Origin of the sequence: Halorubrum sp. Hd13 (assembly GCF_002252755.1) — an archaeon.
Taxonomy (GTDB): Archaea; Halobacteriota; Halobacteria; order Halobacteriales; family Haloferacaceae; genus Halorubrum.
Genome location: NZ_NHOY01000020.1, coordinates 57,177 through 76,086, shown reverse-complemented (window position 1 = coordinate 76,086; position 18,910 = coordinate 57,177). Strand labels below are relative to the sequence as shown.

General features: G+C 69.6%; 13 protein-coding genes and 1 pseudogene. 9 read left to right on the top strand and 5 right to left on the bottom strand.

Features of this window, described 5'->3' with window-relative positions; genetic code table 11:
• From DJ81_RS03105 to DJ81_RS03095, 3 genes and pseudogenes are all read left to right on the top strand, one after another.
• A pseudogene (locus tag DJ81_RS03105) lies at positions 1–197 on the top strand (right-handed parallel beta-helix repeat-containing protein); the annotation flags it as partial.
• 182 nt (positions 198–379) lie between these two features.
• Positions 380–2,227: a carbamoyltransferase C-terminal domain-containing protein gene (locus tag DJ81_RS03100; protein ID WP_094588396.1), complete on the top strand. Its 1,848-nt coding sequence runs from the start codon at positions 380–382 to the stop codon at positions 2,225–2,227.
• A 248-nt stretch (positions 2,228–2,475) separates the two neighbouring features.
• A complete protein-coding gene (locus tag DJ81_RS03095) occupies positions 2,476–3,990 on the top strand; it encodes an oligosaccharide flippase family protein (RefSeq protein WP_094588394.1) in 1,515 nt (504 codons plus the stop codon).
• 36 nt (positions 3,991–4,026) lie between these two features.
• Here DJ81_RS03095 and DJ81_RS03090 read toward each other — a convergent pair whose 3' ends face one another.
• A complete protein-coding gene (locus DJ81_RS03090) occupies positions 4,027–5,403 on the bottom strand; it encodes a CapA family protein (protein ID WP_094525746.1) in 1,377 nt (458 codons plus the stop codon).
• Positions 5,404–5,750: 347 nt separating this feature from the next.
• On the opposite strand from DJ81_RS03090, the gene DJ81_RS03085 reads away from it, so the two are divergent.
• The 3 genes from DJ81_RS03085 (at position 5,751) to DJ81_RS03075 (ending at position 9,341) form a co-directional block, all read left to right on the top strand.
• Positions 5,751–6,758, top strand: coding sequence for a polysaccharide deacetylase family protein (locus DJ81_RS03085; RefSeq protein ID WP_094527381.1), 1,008 nt, complete (start codon positions 5,751–5,753; stop codon positions 6,756–6,758).
• Between the two features lie 2 nt (positions 6,759–6,760).
• Positions 6,761–7,888 (top strand): GNAT family N-acetyltransferase, encoded by a 1,128-nt coding sequence (locus DJ81_RS03080; RefSeq protein ID WP_094527380.1) that lies wholly within the window; start codon positions 6,761–6,763, stop codon positions 7,886–7,888.
• A gap of 211 nt (positions 7,889–8,099) precedes the next feature.
• On the top strand, positions 8,100–9,341 hold the full coding sequence (locus tag DJ81_RS03075) for a right-handed parallel beta-helix repeat-containing protein (protein ID WP_094527379.1): 1,242 nt from the start codon (positions 8,100–8,102) through the stop codon (positions 9,339–9,341).
• 64 nt (positions 9,342–9,405) lie between these two features.
• Here the strand turns inward: DJ81_RS03075 and DJ81_RS03070 are convergent, their stop codons facing one another.
• Both DJ81_RS03070 and DJ81_RS03065 read right to left on the bottom strand, forming a co-directional pair.
• A complete protein-coding gene (locus DJ81_RS03070; RefSeq protein WP_094525744.1) occupies positions 9,406–10,407 on the bottom strand; it encodes a cytochrome d ubiquinol oxidase subunit II in 1,002 nt (333 codons plus the stop codon).
• On the bottom strand, positions 10,400–11,848 hold the full coding sequence (locus tag DJ81_RS03065; protein WP_094588392.1) for a cytochrome ubiquinol oxidase subunit I: 1,449 nt from the start codon (positions 11,846–11,848) through the stop codon (positions 10,400–10,402). Before DJ81_RS03065 ends, DJ81_RS03070 begins: the two co-directional genes overlap by 8 nt.
• An 833-nt stretch (positions 11,849–12,681) precedes the next feature.
• Here DJ81_RS03065 and DJ81_RS03060 point away from each other — a divergent pair.
• Positions 12,682–13,107, top strand: coding sequence for a universal stress protein (locus DJ81_RS03060; RefSeq protein ID WP_094525742.1), 426 nt, complete (start codon positions 12,682–12,684; stop codon positions 13,105–13,107).
• A 56-nt stretch (positions 13,108–13,163) separates the two neighbouring features.
• On the opposite strand, the gene DJ81_RS03055 is transcribed toward DJ81_RS03060, so the two are convergent.
• Entirely contained in the window at positions 13,164–14,567 is a 1,404-nt protein-coding gene (locus DJ81_RS03055) for an NAD(P)/FAD-dependent oxidoreductase (protein WP_094557816.1), read from the bottom strand.
• 301 nt (positions 14,568–14,868) lie between these two features.
• Between DJ81_RS03055 and DJ81_RS03050 the strand changes: the two genes are divergently transcribed.
• Both DJ81_RS03050 and moaA read left to right on the top strand, forming a co-directional pair.
• Positions 14,869–15,636 (top strand): MBL fold metallo-hydrolase, encoded by a 768-nt coding sequence (locus DJ81_RS03050; protein ID WP_094527427.1) that lies wholly within the window; start codon positions 14,869–14,871, stop codon positions 15,634–15,636.
• Positions 15,637–15,759: 123 nt separating this feature from the next.
• Complete coding sequence (gene moaA / locus DJ81_RS03045; protein WP_094525740.1) at positions 15,760–16,764, top strand: GTP 3',8-cyclase MoaA; 1,005 nt, start codon at positions 15,760–15,762, stop codon at positions 16,762–16,764.
• A 57-nt stretch (positions 16,765–16,821) separates the two neighbouring features.
• Here moaA and DJ81_RS03040 read toward each other — a convergent pair whose 3' ends face one another.
• Positions 16,822–18,810, bottom strand: coding sequence for a prolyl oligopeptidase family serine peptidase (locus tag DJ81_RS03040; protein ID WP_094588390.1), 1,989 nt, complete (start codon positions 18,808–18,810; stop codon positions 16,822–16,824).
• Positions 18,811–18,910 lie beyond the last annotated feature (100 nt).

The window sequence follows — 18,910 nt, the reverse complement described above, 5'->3', positions numbered from 1 at the left end:
TCGACGGCGACGTCGAGAAGTCGACCGCGCACGGCGCGACGCGCAACGGCTACGACGCGATCGCCGACGACGGCACCGTCACCGGCCGCACCACCAACGAGCCCGACTCTTACGCTTTCACGGGAGTCGTCGAGTCCGTCTCGGTCGACGGGAGCGCGACCGTCTACGCGGACGGCGAGGCGGTCGATCTCCGATAGCCGGTCGTCGGGGAAACGGCGACTCGGGGACGAGCGACCCCGACGTTGCCGGCCGCTGATCGCGGGCGATCGGGGTCGCGCGTTCCATCGGCGACGCGACGCCCTCCGGCGATGGTGGGCGGTGCCGAGATCGCGGGTTTATCCCCACGGTAAATTACCGTGTCGCGGACGACGGGCGTGACATGCCGCAGTACACCCTTTCGTTCAAGCCCGCTGTCGGCCTCTACGGTCGACACGATCCGAGCGCCGCGCTCTTCGAGGACGGTCAGCTCCGCTTCGCGATCGAAGAGGAACGGCTGACGAGACGGAAGCACGCGACGGCCACCTTCCCCTCGCGGTCCATCGAGGCGTGTCTGGAGTTCCGCGGTCTCGACCTATCGGACGTCGACGAGGTCGTCCTGCCGTACGACCCGACGCTCCGATCGAACATCCTCGGCTACCACCTCCGGGACTCGATCCGGATCGGGGGCGCGATACAGAAGCTGAACAACCTCTCGAACGCGGTCCGAAAGGAACTGGTCGCGCGGTACTTCCCGAAGGCGGAGGTCACCGACCGCCTCGCGGAGATCGGAACGCCCGTCCCGCCCGTGTCGCTCCGGTCCCATCACGCGTGTCACGCCGCGAGCGCGTTCCACCCCTCGACGTTCGACGAGGCGGCGGTGTTCACCATCGACGCGAAGGGCGAGTACGACTCGACCGTCGTCTGGCACGGGACGCCGGACGGGCTCGAACGGGTACGGACGTACGACCACCCGAACAGCCTGGGCCTGTTTTACGCCGTCGTCACCGAGTTCCTCGGCTACCGGATGTTCAACGGTGAGGGGAAGGTGATGGGGCTCGCGCCGTACGGGAACGAGAACCCCGCGATCGAGTCGGCGCTCCGGAGCGTGATCGACACCGGCGTCGACTACGACGTGACCGGGCTCACGGGGCGGTGGGGGACCGACTACGGGGTCGAGCGGCTCGAGGAGCTGTTCGGACGGTCCGCGAAGGCGGAGGCCACCGACTTCGATCAGTGGGAGAAAGACCTCGCCCACACCGCACAGGCGCTGCTCGAGGAGACGGTCGCTGACCTCGTCGACGCGTACTGTCGCCGGATCGGCACCGGCCGGGTCGGGCTGTCGGGCGGCGTCGCGCTCAACTGCAAGCTGAACAAGCGGGTCATGGAGCTCCCGTCGGTGGACGACGTGTTCGTTCAACCGGCCTCGAACGACGCGGGCCTGGCGCTCGGCGCCGGCTGGATCGACCGGGATCCGACCGACGTCGAGCCGATGGAGACGGCGTACTGGGGGCCCGAGTACGACGTCGACGCCGTCGAGGAACGGATCGAGACCAACAAGCTCGCGTACGCCAGACCCGACGACTTAGAGCGGACCGTCGCCGAGGCGCTCGCGTCTGGGGCTATCGTGGGGTGGTTCCAGGGCCGGCTCGAGTTCGGCCCGCGGGCGCTCGGAAACCGGAGCATCCTCGCCAGCCCGCGGAGCGAGGCGTCGCGGGACAGGGTGAACCGCTCCGTGAAACACCGCGAGGAGTGGCGGCCGTTCGCCCCCTCGATGGTCGAGGAGGCGGCCGACGACTACCTCGTGGACGCGACCGCGGCGCCGTTCATGATCAGGAGCTTCGACGTCGAGCCGGAGAAGCGGGACGAGATACCGGCGGCGCTCCACCCCGCGGACGGGACGACGCGCCCCCAGACCGTGAGCGCGGACGCGAACCCCCGATACCACCGCTTGCTGCGCGAGTTCGAGGAGCTGACGGGGACGCCGGTGCTGCTCAACACCTCGTTCAACGATCACGGCGAGCCGATCGTGACCGAACCTATCGAAGCGATCAAGGACTTCTTCGGCACGGGACTGGACCTCCTCGTCATCGAGGACCTCGTCGTCGCGAAGTTCGAGTCGACGTTCGGAAGCGGGCGGCGTTCGGACGACGGAGCGACCGACCGGACGACGGTCGATCGACGGGAGGGAGACGCGTCGGCAGACGGGCGGGCGGCGATCCGATCCGCGATCGCGGACCGGGCACCTTAGCAGCCGGGTAAGAAAGACCCGACGGCGGATAGCACACGACCAGCCGTGAGCACGACACGACGACGACGGCGTCGTTCCCCCGCGAACGGCGCGACGAGGCCGGGAGCCGCCGCGGAGCCGAGCCGACCACGCGACGCGATTCCGGTCGCCACGCGCGAGTTCGCGGGGAGCCGGGCGGGGCGACGTCGACGCCCGCTGGGCCGGTTCGGTCTCGCCGACGGGGAAACGAGTCGAGGCGAGAGCGCCCCGTGAAGCGAACGTTCGCCTCCGCGTTCCTCTCGGTCGTCGGTGGGAAGTTCGTCATCGTCGCGGCGGCGGTGTTCATCACACCCCTGCTCGTCAGGCTTCTCGGGGAGGACGCCTACGGGCAGTACGCGACGCTGATGGCGATGTTCGGGCTGCTGATGATACTCGTCAGCTCCGGGGTCAACAGCGGGACGCGGAAGTTCATCTCCGAGGAGCGCGACGTCGACGGGTGGAAAGACCACGTGTTCGGCTTCTACTTCCGATTCGCGGCCCTGTTCGCGTTCCTCGGATCGGCGCTGCTGGTGGGCGCGGCGCAGATCGGACTCGTCGACGCCGCGCTCGGCGAGGAGTTCGCGGGCTACGCCTCCGTGCTCGGTCTCCTCGTGTTCACCTCGCAGTTCGGCGAGTACGCGCGCCGGGTGTTGATGGGGCTCAAACTGGAGCACGTCTCCGAGCCGATCGGCGTCGTGCACAAGGTGTCGTTCGGCGCGTTCGCGGTCGCCTTCGTCTACTTCGACTACGGCGTGCTCGGGGTGCTGCTCGGGCACCTCGTCGCCCGCGTCATCGAGATCGCGCTGTCGCTGTACTTCATCTCGAAACGGCTCTCGCTCGCGAGCGTGTTCACGCCGACGCCGGCGTCGTTCCCGCGGTCGAGGCTCCTCAGTTTCAACCACCTCTCGGTGGCGTACATCTTCCTCCTCACGTCGCTGTACCACGTCGACGTGTTGATGTTGGAGCGGTTCACCGCGAGCGCACAGGTCGGCTACTACAAGATCGCCCTCGTGATCGCCGAGTTCCTCTGGTTCGTCCCCCGGGCGCTCCAGTCGGTGATCATCCAGTCGACGTCGAACCTGTGGGCGGAGGGGAAGACCGAACAGGTGACTCGGCTGTCGAGCGCGATCACGAGGTACACGCTGGTGCTCACGATGCTCCTCGCCGTCGGGTTAGCGGTTCTCGCGCGGGACGTCGTCCCGCTGTACGCCGGTCCCGCGTACGTCGCGTCCGTCCCGCCGCTGCTCCTGTTGTTGCCCGGAACGATCGGCTTCGCGATCGCTCGCCCGATCCTCGCCGTCAGCCACGCGAAGGGCGACCTCCGCGTGATGATCGCCGCGACGGGGCTGTCGGCGCTGATCAACGTCGCGCTCAACGCGCTCCTGATCCCGACCTACGGTATCGAGGGGGCCGCGATCGCCACGTCGGTCGGCTACGGGTCGCTCCCGCTGTTCCACGTGGCCGGCGCCCGCCGACTCGGCTACCGACCGCTGTCGGATCTCCGGCTCGGGCGCGTGGCCGTCGCGGCCGGCGCGACCGGGGCGGTCATCCACCCGCTCGCGAACGCGATAGCGGGGACCCTCCCGACGCTCGCGCTCGTGCCGCCGACCGGGTTCGTCGTCTACGTCGCGGTCGCGATCGCGACGCGGCTGGTCACGCTCGACGAGGTGAAACGCGGCGTCGCCGGGCTTCCGGACCCCGTCGGTGCCCGGGCCACCTCGCTCGTCGAGCGGGTCGTGGACTGACCACCCCGACTCCGCGTCGGCTCAGTTCCGGTCGGCTCAGGCCCCGTCGCCGGCCGAACGACGGGAGATCCCCGGCAGGTCTCCGACGAGACGGCTCACCAGCGCTTCCGCCCTGAGCCGCGACTTCGACGGGGGATCGACGACCGGCCTGTCCTCCGTCTCCTCGAGGAGCTCCCGCGTCCGTTCGATCGCGTCCGGAGTGCGGCGATCGGTCGCGATCCCGGTCCGGAGCTCCAGGGCGGTCTCGACGACGGCGCGGTGCGACTCGTTCCGGATCAGGTTGAGCAGGACGAGCAGTTCGGACTCCCGGCCGCCCGCCTCCCACAGCCCTCCTTTCCGCAGGTGATCGCCGGGATTGCACAGCCCCTTCACCGGGTCTCCGCCCCCGATCTCGCGGAGCCAACCCGCGTACCGCTGGAGGAACACCCGATCGGCGACCTCCTGCCAGTGCGCCTCCAGGTCCTCGGCGGTGAGTCGCCCGAGGCGGTGGACGCGACCGAGCAGCGCGTCCCTGCGCTCGCCCTCCGGTATCTCCCGAACTCGGCCGTCGGCGAACTCGACCGGCACGAGGTCGGCCGACACCGGCGTGTCGCCCGCGAACGCGAGTTCGACCGCGAGCCCCTCGCGGGTGCTCGGCCGCCGCCGCTGTTCGAACAGGAAGTTCCCGAGGCTGTAGAACACCGGCGTCCCGTCCGCCTCCTCCCATCCCTGAGGGACGTGGGGATGGTGGCCGACGACGGCGTCGACGCCGTCGTCGACGAAGCGGCGGAGCCGTCGTCGCCGCTCCACCGGCGGGAACGGGACGTACTCGGTCCCGCCGTGGGAGACGAGCAGCGTCGCGTCGGCCGCGTCCGCCGTCGCCGCCACGCGCCGCCGGGCGTCCGGGTGACCGACCCACGCCGCGCCGGGGTCGTCCGCGTCGGCGACGCCGAACTCCCGCTCGCAGACGCCGAACAGCGCCACGTCGACCGACCCGTTCGCGACGCGTTCCCGGTGGGGCGACAGCGCGTCCTCGGCGTCGGTGCCCGCGCCGCAGACCGCGACGCCGGCGTCGCGAAGCGCCGACGCCGTTTCGAGCACCCCGTCTCGACCGAGGTCCGCGGCGTGGTTGTTCGCGAGCGATACCGCGTCGACGCCGGCCGCCGCCAGCACCGCGGGCGTCCGGCGGTCGGTGCGCTTGATCGCGCCCGACTTCGTCAGCGGATCGCCGGCCCCCTCGATCGCCCCCTCCAGGTTGAGCACGGTCAGATCGGCGTCCCGCATCCGACGCCGGAGCGAGGGGCCGACGGGGCGGTCCGCGAAACTCTCCTCGACGATGGTGTCGCCGCCGACGAAGAGGGACCAGCGGTCCCCGTCCGAGGGCTCGGCGTCGGCGAGCCGAACGCGGGCGCCCGCGTGTTCCTGAGCGGTCATTAATTAGTCAGTGGAGGGAGGGAGAGGTGTTTATTACCCGGTGACAAAGTCGATGTCGACATCGCTCCCGAGATGGCGTTGAGTGTCGCACCGATCAGCAGCGCCGAAGGGTACGATACACCGATCAGCAGCGCCGAACGGCTACGATACAGTCGTCACGGGTGTCGGGAGCCGAAACGCACGGAGCGGTGGGAGTGAGAGAGGCGACGCGGTCGACCAGACGGCGGGGTCGCTGGTAACAAACCTCTGTGCGGCGGGGACGCTGGTACCACATCTCTGCGGAGGTTCCGTCGTGACTGATCCTTACCCGAACCATAATAAACACGGCGGGAAGCGGAGGGAACCTCATGACCGGATCCGTCGTCATTTCTCTCGACTGCGAGTTGGGCTGGGGGCGCCACAGTAACGTGCCGTCCGGGGAGTTCGTTCGGGAAGGCCGCTCCAATTGGTACCGACTCCTCGACCTGTTTGCGGAGTTCGACGTCCGAGCGACGTGGTCGATCGTCGGCCACTTGGCGTTGAGCGACTGCGATCGGCCGCACTCCGATCACCCTTCCGGAGAGCGCTGCTGTGATCAGTCGGTCGACGGCGTCCCGCCGAAGGAGGTCTGGTTCGCCCCCGACCTCGTGGACGCCGTTCGATTGGCGAGCGTCGACCACGAGATCGGAAGCCACGGGTTCACCCACTGGCGGTTCGACCGCGACGGGATGACCGAGTCCAGCGCCGACAGCGAGTTCGCCGAGAGCGCGGCCGCGTTGCGCGATTCGGGGAGCGCGCCCACGTCGTTCGTCTACCCGGTCAACCGGGTGGGCCATCGGCGGCGACTCGCCGAAAACGGCTTCGACTGCTACCGCGGACCGAACCCTCGGATCGCCAGCCAGACGGTCCTCCGTCGGCGTCTCGGGAAGCTCCGCGACGCGGTCGCTTGGGCGGGAACACCCCCGATCGTCACGCCCTCCGTGGACGAATACGGACTCGTGAACGTGCCTGCGTCGCTGTTCCTCTACGGGTTCGAGGGCTCGGCGCGAAGCGCCGTTACGGCCGTGAGTCGGGATCCGGTCGTCGCGAAGGCGAAACGCGGGATCGACGCCGCGGCCGCATCAGACGGCGTGTTCCACCTGTGGTTCCACCCTCACGATTTTGAGGCAGACGGCGACGGCGGGCGGTTGCGCCCGGTACTCGAGCATCTCCGTGACCGGGTCGATTCGACCGATCTCCGCGTTGAAACGATGGGTGATGTTTCGAGACGCGTCCGTGGCGGTCAGCCGATCTCCGCAGAGACCGATTCGGGGCCCGCGACAACCGCCACTAAAGCCGGCGCGGGACGGGTAACCGACCGAACCGACAACGACTGACGATGAGCGGCGAGTACGCGATCAGGGGTTACAGACCGACGGACCGGGAGGCATACCTCGACCTGTTCGCGACCGTCTTCGACGGTGCCCCCGGCTCCGAGTGGTTTGCCTGGAAGTACGAGCGAAACCCGTACGTGGACGACGTCCCGATCGTCGTCGCCGAAACGGGAGGCGAGATCGTCGGTGCGCGGTCGTTCTTCGCGCTCGAAATGGAGACCGGATCGGGCCGGGTTCCGATCCTCCAGCCGTGCGACACGATGGTCCACCCGGACCACCGTCGGTGCGGACTATTCACACGGATGACGGAAGCGGCGATCGACGGGTACCGGGGATCGGACGTGCCGTTTTTTTTCAACTATCCAAACGCCAACTCGATGTCGGGGAACCTGAAGCTCGGGTGGCGGGTCGTGGGAAGCAGCCCGACGGCGTACCGAATTCAGCGACCCGAGCGGTACGTGGCGGGACGCCTTCCTGCGGTCGTCGACCGGCTAGTCGGAGCGACAGCGAACCGTAGTGCGGCCGCGTACCACTGGGTTCGTCGACGAGTGGCCCGGACGGGTGAAGCGCCGTCGGACGTGGCCATCGAGCGGCGCTCCACACTACCCGCGGAGGAACTGGCAAGCATCGACGATCACACGTATAACGGAACGTTTCGACCCGCCAAGACGAAGACCTTCTACGAGTGGCGGTTCGAGAATCCCGAATGGGACTACGACGCCTACCTCGCCCGTCGAAACGGCGACTACGTCGCCGGGTTCGTCGTCGGATCTCGGAAGACTGCGCGGGGGACGACCGTACAGTTCACAGACGTGACTCCGCAGTCCGGTGCGGACCCGTCCGTCATCGCGAGGCTTGCCGATCGAGTGCTCGCGGACCGGGCGACGGCGACAACCGTCGTCTGTGCGACGGAGCGGCTTCCGCCCGAGGTGCGGGCTGCGTTCGGCTTCCACAGCGACGACGCGTTCCCGCTGTCCCGAATGAGCCGCCCGGCGACGCTTGTCGTCCGCCCGATCGGCCCGCAGGACCGCAAGGGCGGGGACCTCCGTGAGGAGGATTGGACGGTCGACGGCGCCCGGCTCGACGACCCCACGAACTGGTCGATATCGCTGAGCGACCGAGACTGGTGTTGAATTCTCCCCCCGTCTGCGGTATCTCACTGCGCCGACCTTGCCCGTGTGCGGGCCGTGTGAAACGGCCATCGTCCTTACTCGGGGGTAAGACGACCGCTTACGCTAACGTTATAAAATATTGAAGTTTCTCGGTCGGTTCAATATTTCTGTGTCAGAATCACAATCTACTCCGCAGGATACTGTGGCAGAGGGTCTGCCGCGACGCTCGTTCATGAAAATCGCCGGTGCGACAGGCCTCATCGGCTCTTCCGGAACCGCCACCGCCGCAGTCGGAGACGGAACGGGGGGCTTCGAAAAGAAGGCCGGGAAGACCACGGCGAGCGACTACGACATCGGCGGCCGGCGCCTCGTCGGCGCGGACGGCTACGGGACGGTCGCGGAGGCGTGGGCGGACGCCGACGACGGCGACACCGTCTACGTTCACTCCTCGTACGACGCCGCCGAGGCGGGCGAGTCATTCCCGATCGAACTCGACTGCCGCGAGAAACAGGTCACCCTCTGTGGGGGGCACCCCTCGGCGTCGGTCATCGACGCCGGCGAGACGGACGAGACGGTGTTGGAGGTCGTCGGCGCCGGAAGCGGCGACTACCAGAACAACCCGCTCGTCAAGGACCTCAAGGTCGTCGGCGGCGGAATCGGTCTGCGGCTCCGCGCCGCGCCGTTCGCCTCGTTCGAGAACCTCACCTTCTATCGGACCGCCGACCACGCCGTCCTCGTCGACGGTCACCCGGACTCCGGCACCTTCGGCACGAACTGGTACAACGTGCAAGCGTGGAACTGCGGCGGCGACGGGATCAGGACCGACCGCTCGGCGGCGCCGCACGGGACGACCCTCTGGGGGTGCCGGTTCACCGCGAACCGCGGGGCGGGGGTCCGGTTCCGCGGCGCCGCCTGTAAGATGGTCGGCGGCACGAGCCAGCTCAACTACGATTACGGCGTCGAGACGCGGGGCGGGAACGCGACCCTCGTCTCCGGCGCGTACGTCGAGGGGAACGCCCGCGGCAACGACTTCCCCGTCGAGGTGTACGCCAAGCGGGCCGACGGCCTCACGGTCGAGAACACGTACTTCCACGGGATCAACCCCCGCGGGGCCGAGCACGGTCACGACCGCGTCCAGCGCGCCGTCAACGTCCACGACTCGGAGAAGCTGACGGTCCGGGACTGCGTCGGGCGGCGCTACGGCGACGGCTTCGTCGCGACGTTCGGGTGCGTCGACGCCGACGTGTACGCCGCCTCGCACCACCTCGAGGAGACCGACCTCTTCGCCCGCGACCCGACGCGAAACGGCAACGCCCGAGCGCGGTCTCACGGCGTCATCCTGCCGACGGACCTCACCGCCGTCGACGGCGCCTGCGAGTACGACCGGGGGTACCACGTCGGCGGCGACGGCGTCGAGGGCCACGCTATCTGGCGGAACGGCGGGTGGAAGGTGTCAGAGACGGTCTCGCTCTGAGGCGTTCCGCGCGCCGAAGCGAGCGGGATCCCGCGTCGGGGTCCCGCGGTCGACGATTGACGGGTCAGCTCCCGTACCCCTCGGCGTCGACGGGGCCGCTGAACACGCCGTAGAGGAATTTGAAGTACCATAACACCAGTAGCAACACGGGGAACCCGAGGACGGTCACGAGGTTCAGCGCCAGCGGCGAGACGACCGCTCCCCTGACGCTCAGCCCGGTCGACGGGTAGAGCGTCGGGTACAGCAGGAGCGCGAGCAGCACGCTCAACAGCGCGGGAAGCGTCAGCGCGCTCGCCAGCCAGGCGCGGTACGCGCCGCGTCTGGCCAGAACGGTCCCGGCCAGCCCCGCGGCGATCGAAAGGGCGACGACCGCCACCGCGAGCGGCGAGCGGATCGCCTCGGCGGCGCCGCCCGCGTCGGTCGCGACGACGGAAGCCAGCAGCGCGACCGTCCCGCCGAGGTACGCCAGCGTCGCGGCGGTTCCGTACCCCCGCAGTTCCGACGCCACGTCCGGGTCGCTTTTCGCCGCGAGGAACGCCGCTCCCGTGACGATCGAGACCGCGACGAGGTCGACGCCGGTGAGCAGTGCCGGAAGCGACAGCGTCGCGACGTCGAACGCCCAACGACCCGCGAGCATCCCGAACAGCAGCGGTGCGGTGGCGCTGCCGCCGACGAACGCGTAGTCGCAGTACCGCTCCCACCGCTCGTCGTCGCGCTGTTCGCGTAGCTCCGGACCGAGTCCCCGGAACAGCAGCGCGAAGACGAGCCCGATCGCGAGCAGATTGTGGTCGGCCAACAGCGCGGAGTACACGCGCGGGAACGCCGCCAGCAGCATCGTCGCGAAGGCGATCAGCCACACCTCGTTGGCGTCCCAGACCGGACCGAACGCCGCCAGGAACGTCTCTCGCTCGTGTTCGGTCGTCCGCGTCGCGTACAGCATCCCGATGCCGAAGTCGAACCCGTCGAGGACGACGTACATCCCCAGCGCGAACATGACGGCGGCGAACCAGATCTCCGGCAGCGACGCGACGAGATAGGCGTCGACCGGCAGCAGCGACTCAGTCATCGTCGCTCACCTCCGGGAGCGGACCGCGCCAGCGGTCGCCGCTCGGCTCGTTCACGCCGAGCGCTCGGAGTTCGTCTTGGATCAGCCACTTCAGGACGTACAGCGCCGTCGTCACCAGCCCGACGTAGACGACGACGAACGCGGCCAGCGTGAGGGTCGCCTCCGCCCCGGTCAGCGTCGAGGAGACCGCCTCACCGGTTCTGAGTTCGCCCTGAATGACCCACGGCTGGCGGCCGATCTCGGTGACGTACCAGCCCGTGAGCAGGGCGGCGTATCCGAGCGGCGACGCCGCGACCATCGCCTTCAGGTAGCGGTCGCTGTCGGAGAGCCGCCCGCCGTACGTGAGGTAGCCGCCCCACAGCGCCAGCGCGATGAACAGGAAGCCGAGTCCGACCATCGCGCGGAACGACCAGAACACGAGCGCGACGGGCGGGTTCTCCTCGTACTCGTTCAACCCGGTCACCTCGGCGTCGAAGTCGCCCCCGCTGGCGAGGAACGACCCGACTCTGGGCAGGCTCACCGTGACGAGGTTCTCGGCGCGGGGGTCGGTGAGCGCGTCGACCTCGCTCGGGAACGCCAGCAGGTGCAAGTCGGCCTCGTCCGTCTCGTAGTGGGCCTCCATGGCCGCGAACTTCTGCGGCTGCGTGTCCTCGACGTGACGGGCGTAGGCGTCGCCGTGGACGGCCTGCACCGGCGCAGTGACGAGCAGGATCACCACGGCGAGCTTCAGCGCGGTGTTCCACGCCGCCGACTCGCGGGTCTTCCAGACGATGTACGCCGAGACGCCCGCGACCAGTAGCGCGACCGCGATCAGCGACGCGTTGATCATGTGAACGTACATCCAAGGCATGCGCGGGGTGAGGAACGCGGCGCTCGGGTCCGTGAGCCTGGCGACCTCCATCCCGTTCCGGGAGACCATTTCGTATCCCCTCGGCGTCTGCATCCACGCGTTGACGATCAGGATCCAGAACCCCGACAGCCACGCGCCGACGCCGACGAGCACCGACGAGAGGACGTACGTCCCGTCCCGGACGCGCTCGCGGCCGTACAGCAGCACGCCGAGGAACACGGCCTCGAGGAAGAAGGCCATCTTCGCCTCGAAGGCCAGCGGACCGCCGATGAGCTCTCCGGCCACCGCCGAGAACTGCGGGAAGTTCGTCCCGAACTGAAAGCTCATCGGGATCCCGGTGACCGTCCCCATAACGAAGCCGACGGCGAACACCTTCACCCAGAACGAGCGCAGTCGCGCGAACCGCTCGTCGTCCGTCCGCACGTCCTTCCAAGTGAAATAGATAATAAACGGCGCGAGACCGATCGAGAGAGACGCGAAAATGATGTGAACGGAGATGGTCCAGCCGAACTGTGCGCGGCTCGCGAGCTCCGGAGAGAGGAGCGCCACCCACCCCGGATCGATGCCACTGAATAACGTGCTCGGCAGCATGCGGCCCGTCTTTGGCTCGAAGGCGTAAAGAAGATTGACCCGGCTCCCCGTTCGGAGTACCGTACTCCAACAACTTATCCGTGTCAGGCCGTAGCTCTGGACCGGCACCGTTCCGAGTGGGCGCGAGGAACGAAGCGGTACGGCTCCGTGTACGCGGACCCGGAACCGGCCGCCTCGCCGGAGATAGCGACCGGGTCGAACGGGACGTCGCTGAGCGAGAGGGTCCGTGCGCGCTGTCGGGGTCGGGAATCGCCGCTACACGACATCGTATCAGACTTATATACTATCATTACTTTTTATATTTCGTCGATCGGCCAGTCGGTCACCCGTTCGCGGTCGGCTCCGGAGCGCCGACCGACAGCCCGCGGACCGAACGCGTCGAGAGCGTGTCGCGGCCGGTAGAAGTCAGAATCGCATCGACGGGCCGCTGGATCGGTCGGACGCCGCCGTCGATGCGAATTCGGCGATGTATCGGCCTAAACGCGCGTTATGCGTCAATTACTCGAGTGACTGCCGAAACGGTCCGTTCCGAACTCCGCGGGAAACGTCGGGTGGAAGCCGCGGTCCGCCCCGGCGACTGGGCTCCGTGACCCCGCGTTGCACGTCGCCGTCACGGGCGCCGACTCCGGCGCGAAGCGGGGCGGTCGGAACAGCGCTATATGTATTATATAATATCTAACTGATAAATTAACAGTCTGCTTAATTATTTCGGTGGCCCCGCTATCGGTGACGCGCGGCTCCGGACCGCGGCCACCGTCGAGGCCCGGTCGATATGACCGCCGCTCCGGATCCGAGACCCCATCGTTATTGTGGCGCCCGTCGAACCGTCGCGTATGTACGACGATATCCTGGTGCCGACCGACGGCAGCGAGGCGGTCGACCGCGCGCTCGATCACGCCCTGCGGCTGGCGAGCGACCACGACGCGACGGTCCACGCGTTGTACGTCGTCGACCGGCGGATCGCGACCGCGAACTCCGGCGACCTCCACGACGAGATCGTCGAGGACCTGGAAGCGCAGGGCGAGGACGCGGTCGCCGCGGTCGCCGAGCGCGCCGAGGGAGATGGACTCGCCGTCGAGACGAGCGTCCTCCGGGGAACGCCCGACACGGAGATCGTCTCCTACGCCGACGAGAACGGGATCGACGTGATCGTGATGAGCCCGGAGGGGAAGTCGCCGCGCGAGCGGATCCGGTCGCTCGGCAGCGTCTCCGACCGCGTCGCCGACGACGCGAGCGTCCCGGTGTTCCTGATCAAGTAGGCGGCGCGGGAGTCCGGCGGCGGCCGACGGCGCGGGACCGGGGAGCCTGGCGGCCGCTACTCCGCGAGCGTCGCCGCCGCCTCCCGGAGGAGGCCGTCGAGGATCTCCGGCGTGGTGGGGTGGTACGCGCGGTCGGGCACGTCTCGGACGTCCGTCCCGGTCTCGATTATCACCTGCATCGTCTTCGCCATCGCGTCGGCGTGGTAGTGCAGCCCCTGGTACCCGAGGACCGCCCCGTCGGCGCCGACGACGAGCCGGGCGAGCCCCTCCGGGACGTTCTTCGTCTTGAACACGCCGTCGTCCGCCGCCTCGCGGGTGACGACGCGGTGGTCGAGGCCGGCCGCCTCGGCCGACGCCGCCGAGTGCCCGACGCGGGCGAACGGGAGCACGCCGAGCCCGGAGAACACGACGTGGTGGTGGACGTTCTCGTAGTCGACGAGCGGGTCGCCGTCGCGGTGCCGCAGGACGTTCTCTGCCGCCGTCGCCCCCTGTTCCTTGGCGACGTGGAGGATCTGCTCTTTCCCGTTGGCGTCGCCGACGACGAAGACGCGGTCGTCGTCGCGGACCCGCATCGCGTCGTCGACCCACCCCCGCCCCGGGTCGAGGCGCGTCTCCTCCAGACCGAGCCGGTCGAGCGCCGGGCGGCGACCAGTGAACGCGAACAGCTGGTCGGCCTCGACCGCGGTCTCCTCGCCGTCGCGATCGACGCGGAGCCTGACGCCGCCGGAGTCGGTCGGCTCGACGCGCCGCTCCCTCGCGTGCGTGAGCACGTCGACGTCGAACGCGTCCCGGTAGTAGTCGAGCAGCGCGTCGCCGAATGGTGCGTCGGCCTCGTCGAGCGGGCGGGCGTCGTGCTCGATCACCGTGAGGTCCATCCCCGCCGCCTCGCTGAGGTATGGCACCAGCTCCATGCCGACGTAGCCGAACCCCATGACGACGCCGGAGTCGCCGAAGGCCGCCGCGTCGAGCACGTCCGCGCTCGTCGTCACCTCGACGTCGTCGATCCCGGGCAGCGACGGGAGGTTCACCGTCGAGCCGGTCGCGATCACGACGTAGTCGGGATCGATGGTCCGGTCGCCGACCGCGAGGCGGCGGTCGCCGACGAACCGCGCGGCCTCGCGGTGGAACGCGACCCCGTCCCGCTCCGCGAGCTCCTCGACGGCGGCGCGGCGGTGAGCGGCGAAGCTCGACGTGTGCTCGTTCTTCCGCGCCACGACCGCTTCGAGATCGACGTCCGGGAGCGGGCCGGAGAGGCGGTCGTCGTGTCGCGCCGCGAACCGGTGTTCGGCCGCCGACAGCACCTCCTTCGAGGGCATACAGCCGCGGAGGATACAGAGCCCCCCGCCGGGGTCGCCGTCGTCGATCAGCGTCAGCTCGACGTCCGGGGCGTCCGCGAGCCGCTCGGCGGCGGCGACACCGGCGCTCCCGTACGCGCCGACGACCGCGACGTGCGTTGGCATACCCCGACCCTTTCGGTCGGCCTACATAACGGTTCCGCGGAATGGTGGCCGATCGACAGACCCGGTCGCCGTCCGGTCGGTGCCGAGCCGACCCGGAGTCGGTCGGAGACCGACGTCGCAACACAGTTAACCGTGCCTGTCACCGTCGGTTAGCCACGATGTGCCGCGAGAGACGCCGACACCGAACCGGGAGGCGACCGGCGCGCGGCTCCGAAACCGGGAGCGGACCGCCGCGCGGCTCCGGAACCGGGGGGCGACCGCCGCACGAACGCGGGGCCGACGGAGCGGGGGCGCTCGGCTGATGGAGCTCACCGTCCTCGGCTCCGGCAGCGCGATGCCGGTCCCCGACCGCGCGCAGGCGGGCTACCTCCTCGACGACGGCGACCGCTCCCTCCTCGTCGACTGCGGCAGCGGCGTCCTCCAGCGGCTCGCGGGCACCGAGACCGGCTACGAGGGGGTCTCGACCGTCCTCCTCACGCATCACCACCTCGACCACGTCTCCGCCCTCCTCCCCCTGCTGAAGGCCCGGTGGCTGGCGGGCGCCGAACACCTCGAAGTGGTCGGCCCGACAGGGACGAAGTCGCTCGTCGACGGACTCCTCGACGTCCACGACTACCTCGACGGACGGGTCGACCTCGCGGTCCGGGAGGTGTCTGCGGCGCGCCCGTTCGCGGCGGCCGGGTTCGACGTCGCCGCCCGCGAGACGCGCCACTCGATGGACGGGCTGGCCTATCGGTTCTCGCCGCCGAGTTCCGACACGGATCCCGCCGCCGGCCCGCTCGCGCTCTCCGGCGACACGGAGGCGTTCGCGGGGATGGCGGCGTTCGCCGACGGGAGCGACCTCCTCGTCCACGACTGCTCGTTCCCCGACGGCACCGACGTGTCGAACCACCCGAACCCCGCGGAGCTGGGCGCGTCGCTCGCGGGCGTCGACGTCGACACCCTGCTCCTGTCGCACCTCTACCCGCACACGGGCGGTCGAGAGCGCGAGATGGCTCGGAGCGTCCGCGAGGCGGGGTTCGACGGCGAGGTCGACGTCGCGAGCGACGGGCTGCGCGTCGAACTCTGATCGGCCCTCGGCCCGGATCCGGTCCCGATCGTCGGCGGTTCCGCCGAAAACGTAACCGTTGGTGATTACCTGAACCCGTGAACGACCCTGATATTTAAGCGATCATAGCCGCACGGTTCGGACATGACCGAGCCGCTCGCGGACGACTTCGGACGGGAGGTGACGGGGGTCCGGGTCTCGCTCACCGACCGGTGTAACTTCGACTGCGTCTACTGTCACAACGAGGGGTTGGGCGATACGCGGGGGCCGATGGAGCCGAGCGACGACGAGATGAGCACCGACGACGTGGTCCGCTTCCTGGAGGTCGCGGAGGGGTACGGCGTCGACTCCGTGAAGTTCACCGGCGGCGAGCCGATGCTCCGCCAGGACCTCGAGGAGATCGTCGAGCGCACGCCCGACTCGATGGAGGTGTCGATGACGACGAACGGCACCTTCCTGCCGGGCCGCGCCGAGGACCTGAAGGCGGCCGGGCTCAGCCGCGTGAACGTCTCGCAGGACGCGCTCGACCCCGACGACTTCGCGGAGGTGACGAAGTCCGGCGCCTACGAGCGGGTGCTGGAGGGCGTCAAGGCCGCCGTCGACGCGGGGCTCGACCCCGTGAAGCTGAACATGGTCGTGTTCACGCACACCGCGGGCTACGTCGAGGAGATGGTCGACCACGTCGCCGACAACGAGGGGCTCCAGCTCCAGCTCATCGAGTACATGCCGGAGCTCACCGGGAAGCCGGAGTGGAACATCGACATCGGGCGCGTCCACGACTGGCTCGCCGAGGAGGCGGACCGGATCGAGCACCGCGAGATGCACGACCGCAAGCGCTACTTCGTCGGCGAGGACGCGGACGGCGAGGGCGGCGGGATGGTCGAGATCGTCGACCCCGTGGAGAACGAGGAGTTCTGCGCCAACTGCGGCCGCGTCCGCGTCACCCACGAGGGGTATCTGAAGGGGTGTCTCAACCGCAACGACGACCTCCGGTCGATGGGCGAGATGACGCGCGAGGAGATCGCGGAGACGTTCGAGGCCGTCGTCGCCAACCGCGTCCCCTACTACGGCGAGTACTTGGTCGAGAACGAGGAGGGCGAGTACGAGATCAACGAGGAGTACCTCGGGACGCCGAGCATCGCGGACTGAGGCCGCGTCGCAGACTGAGGGACCGCGTCGCGAGCGGTAGCGGAGCCGCGCCGCGAGCTACTCCGGCGGCTCGTACGGCCGACTGCTCCCGTCGTCCGGGAGCTCTTGCAAGTACTTCGCGAACAGGTCCGCGACCCGCGTGTACGCGTCGAGGACGTGCGCTCGCTCCCCGAAGCCGTGCGGTTCGCCCTCGTACCGGCGGAGCTCGTGGCGGACGTCGTGCCGCTCCAGTTCCTCGACCAGCTGCTCCGACTGGCTGATCGGGACGCGGGCGTCCTCCTCGCCGTGGAGCACCATGAGCGGGTCGTCGATGTCGGGCACGGTCCGGATCGGGCTCGCGTCGCGGTAGGCGTCGAGGTCGGAGACGAAGTCGCCGAGCTCCCGCTTGAGGAGCTGCCAGCCCACGTCGTCGGTGTCGTCGACGAACGTCTCGTAGTCGTACACGCCGTAGAAGGCGGCGCCGGCGCGGAACCGGTCGCTGTTACCCAGCGCGTTCACGGTCATCAGCCCGCCGCCGGAGCCGCCGAAGATCCCGACGCGGTCGCCGTCGACGGCGTCGTACCGCGTCGCCGTCGCGTCCGCGGCCCGGACGACGTCGTCGAGGTCGCCGCCGCCCCAGTCGCCGTCGTTCGCCATCCGGAACGCCCGGCCGAAGCCGTCGGAGCCGCGGTAGTTCGGGCGGACGACCGCGTAGCCGAGCGCCGCGAAGTAGGCCGCGCGGTGGTCGAACCCGAAGCCGTCGAAGGCGGTGGGGCCGCCGTGCGGCTTCACGAGGAGCGGGACCGTGTCAGGCTCGGCGTCTGACCCGCTCTCGGCGTCTGACCCGCTCTCGGCGTCTGACCCGCTCTCGGCGCCCGACTCCGGCGGGTGGACCACCGCGTGGACCTCGGTCCCGGCCGAGTCGTATGTGAACGCCTCCGGCTCGGGGAGCCGCGCCCCGAACCCCGCCGTCGCCGCCGGCGTGAGCCGCTTCCCGGTCGCCGCGTCGACGACGGCCGGGGGGTCGGTCGGCGTCTCTCGAACCGAGATCACCCGGTCGCCGTCCCACCGAGGCGCGCCGTGGATCGCGTCGCCCGTCGCGAGCGCGATCGCGTCCTCGGCGTCCGCGGGATCGACCTCCGTTCCGAGGCCGGCGTCCGCGAGCGGTCCGTCGACGTCGACCGCGTGGACGTGAGTTCGACCGCCGCTCGTGGCGGTCGCGGCGAGCCGGTCGCCCGCGTCGTTCCACTCGGGCGCCGCGACTTCCGTCTCCGAGACGCCGTAGATCGGGATCGGCGAGCCGCCCTCGGCGTCACCGCCGCCGTGGTCGCCTCCGGCGACGCCGTCGATTCCGTACACCGCGTCGTACCCGCTCCCGTCGTGGACGAACGCGACCGCCCCGTCGTCGCCGGGGCGCGGGCGCGGGCAGGCCGCCCGGACGCCCGGCTCGGCGAACAGCTCCGTGACCCCCTCCTCGTCGCCCTCACTCTCGCCGGCGGGGGAGAGGGGGACGCGGACGAGCGCGGCCTCGTAGTCGAACAGGTCGGCGTGTCGCGATCGGGTCGCGACGACGGTGTCGCCCTGCCAGTGGGGGTCGGCGTAGAGGTACTCGTCGTTCGCGATCGCCTCGACGCGGTCGCCGTCCGGCGAGACGACCGCGAGGCTCGCCCGCGAGAAGCCGTCCGTGACGACGGCGATGCCGGGCTCGCCCCACGCGAGGCCTGAAATGCCGCCCGACAGGTCCGTGAGCACGTCGACCGCGCCGGTGTCGGCGTCGACGGTCGCCAGTTCGGCGTCCGCGGTGACGAAGGCGATCCGGTCGCCGTCGGGGCTCCAGTCGAGCCACCGCGCGTCGGTCCGGCCGTAGCGCATGGCGGAGACGCCCTCGCTGGTGAGTCGGACGTCGCCGCCGTCGGTCGCCAGCCAGAGGTCGGTGGTCAGTTCGCGGTTCTTCGCGTAGGCGATCCGGCCGTCCGGGCCGACAGCGGCCTGCACGACGCGGTCCGCGACGGCCATGTCGGCGAGGAGGCCGTCGTAGTCGGCGTCTCTGAGGTCTCGTCGGTACACGCGTGAGTCTCGGGCGAGCGGGTACTTGGGCGTGTGGCTCGCGGAACCGTCGGCCGGGGCCGCGCCGCGGCCAGTCGAGGGACGAGGGAGCCGAGAGACG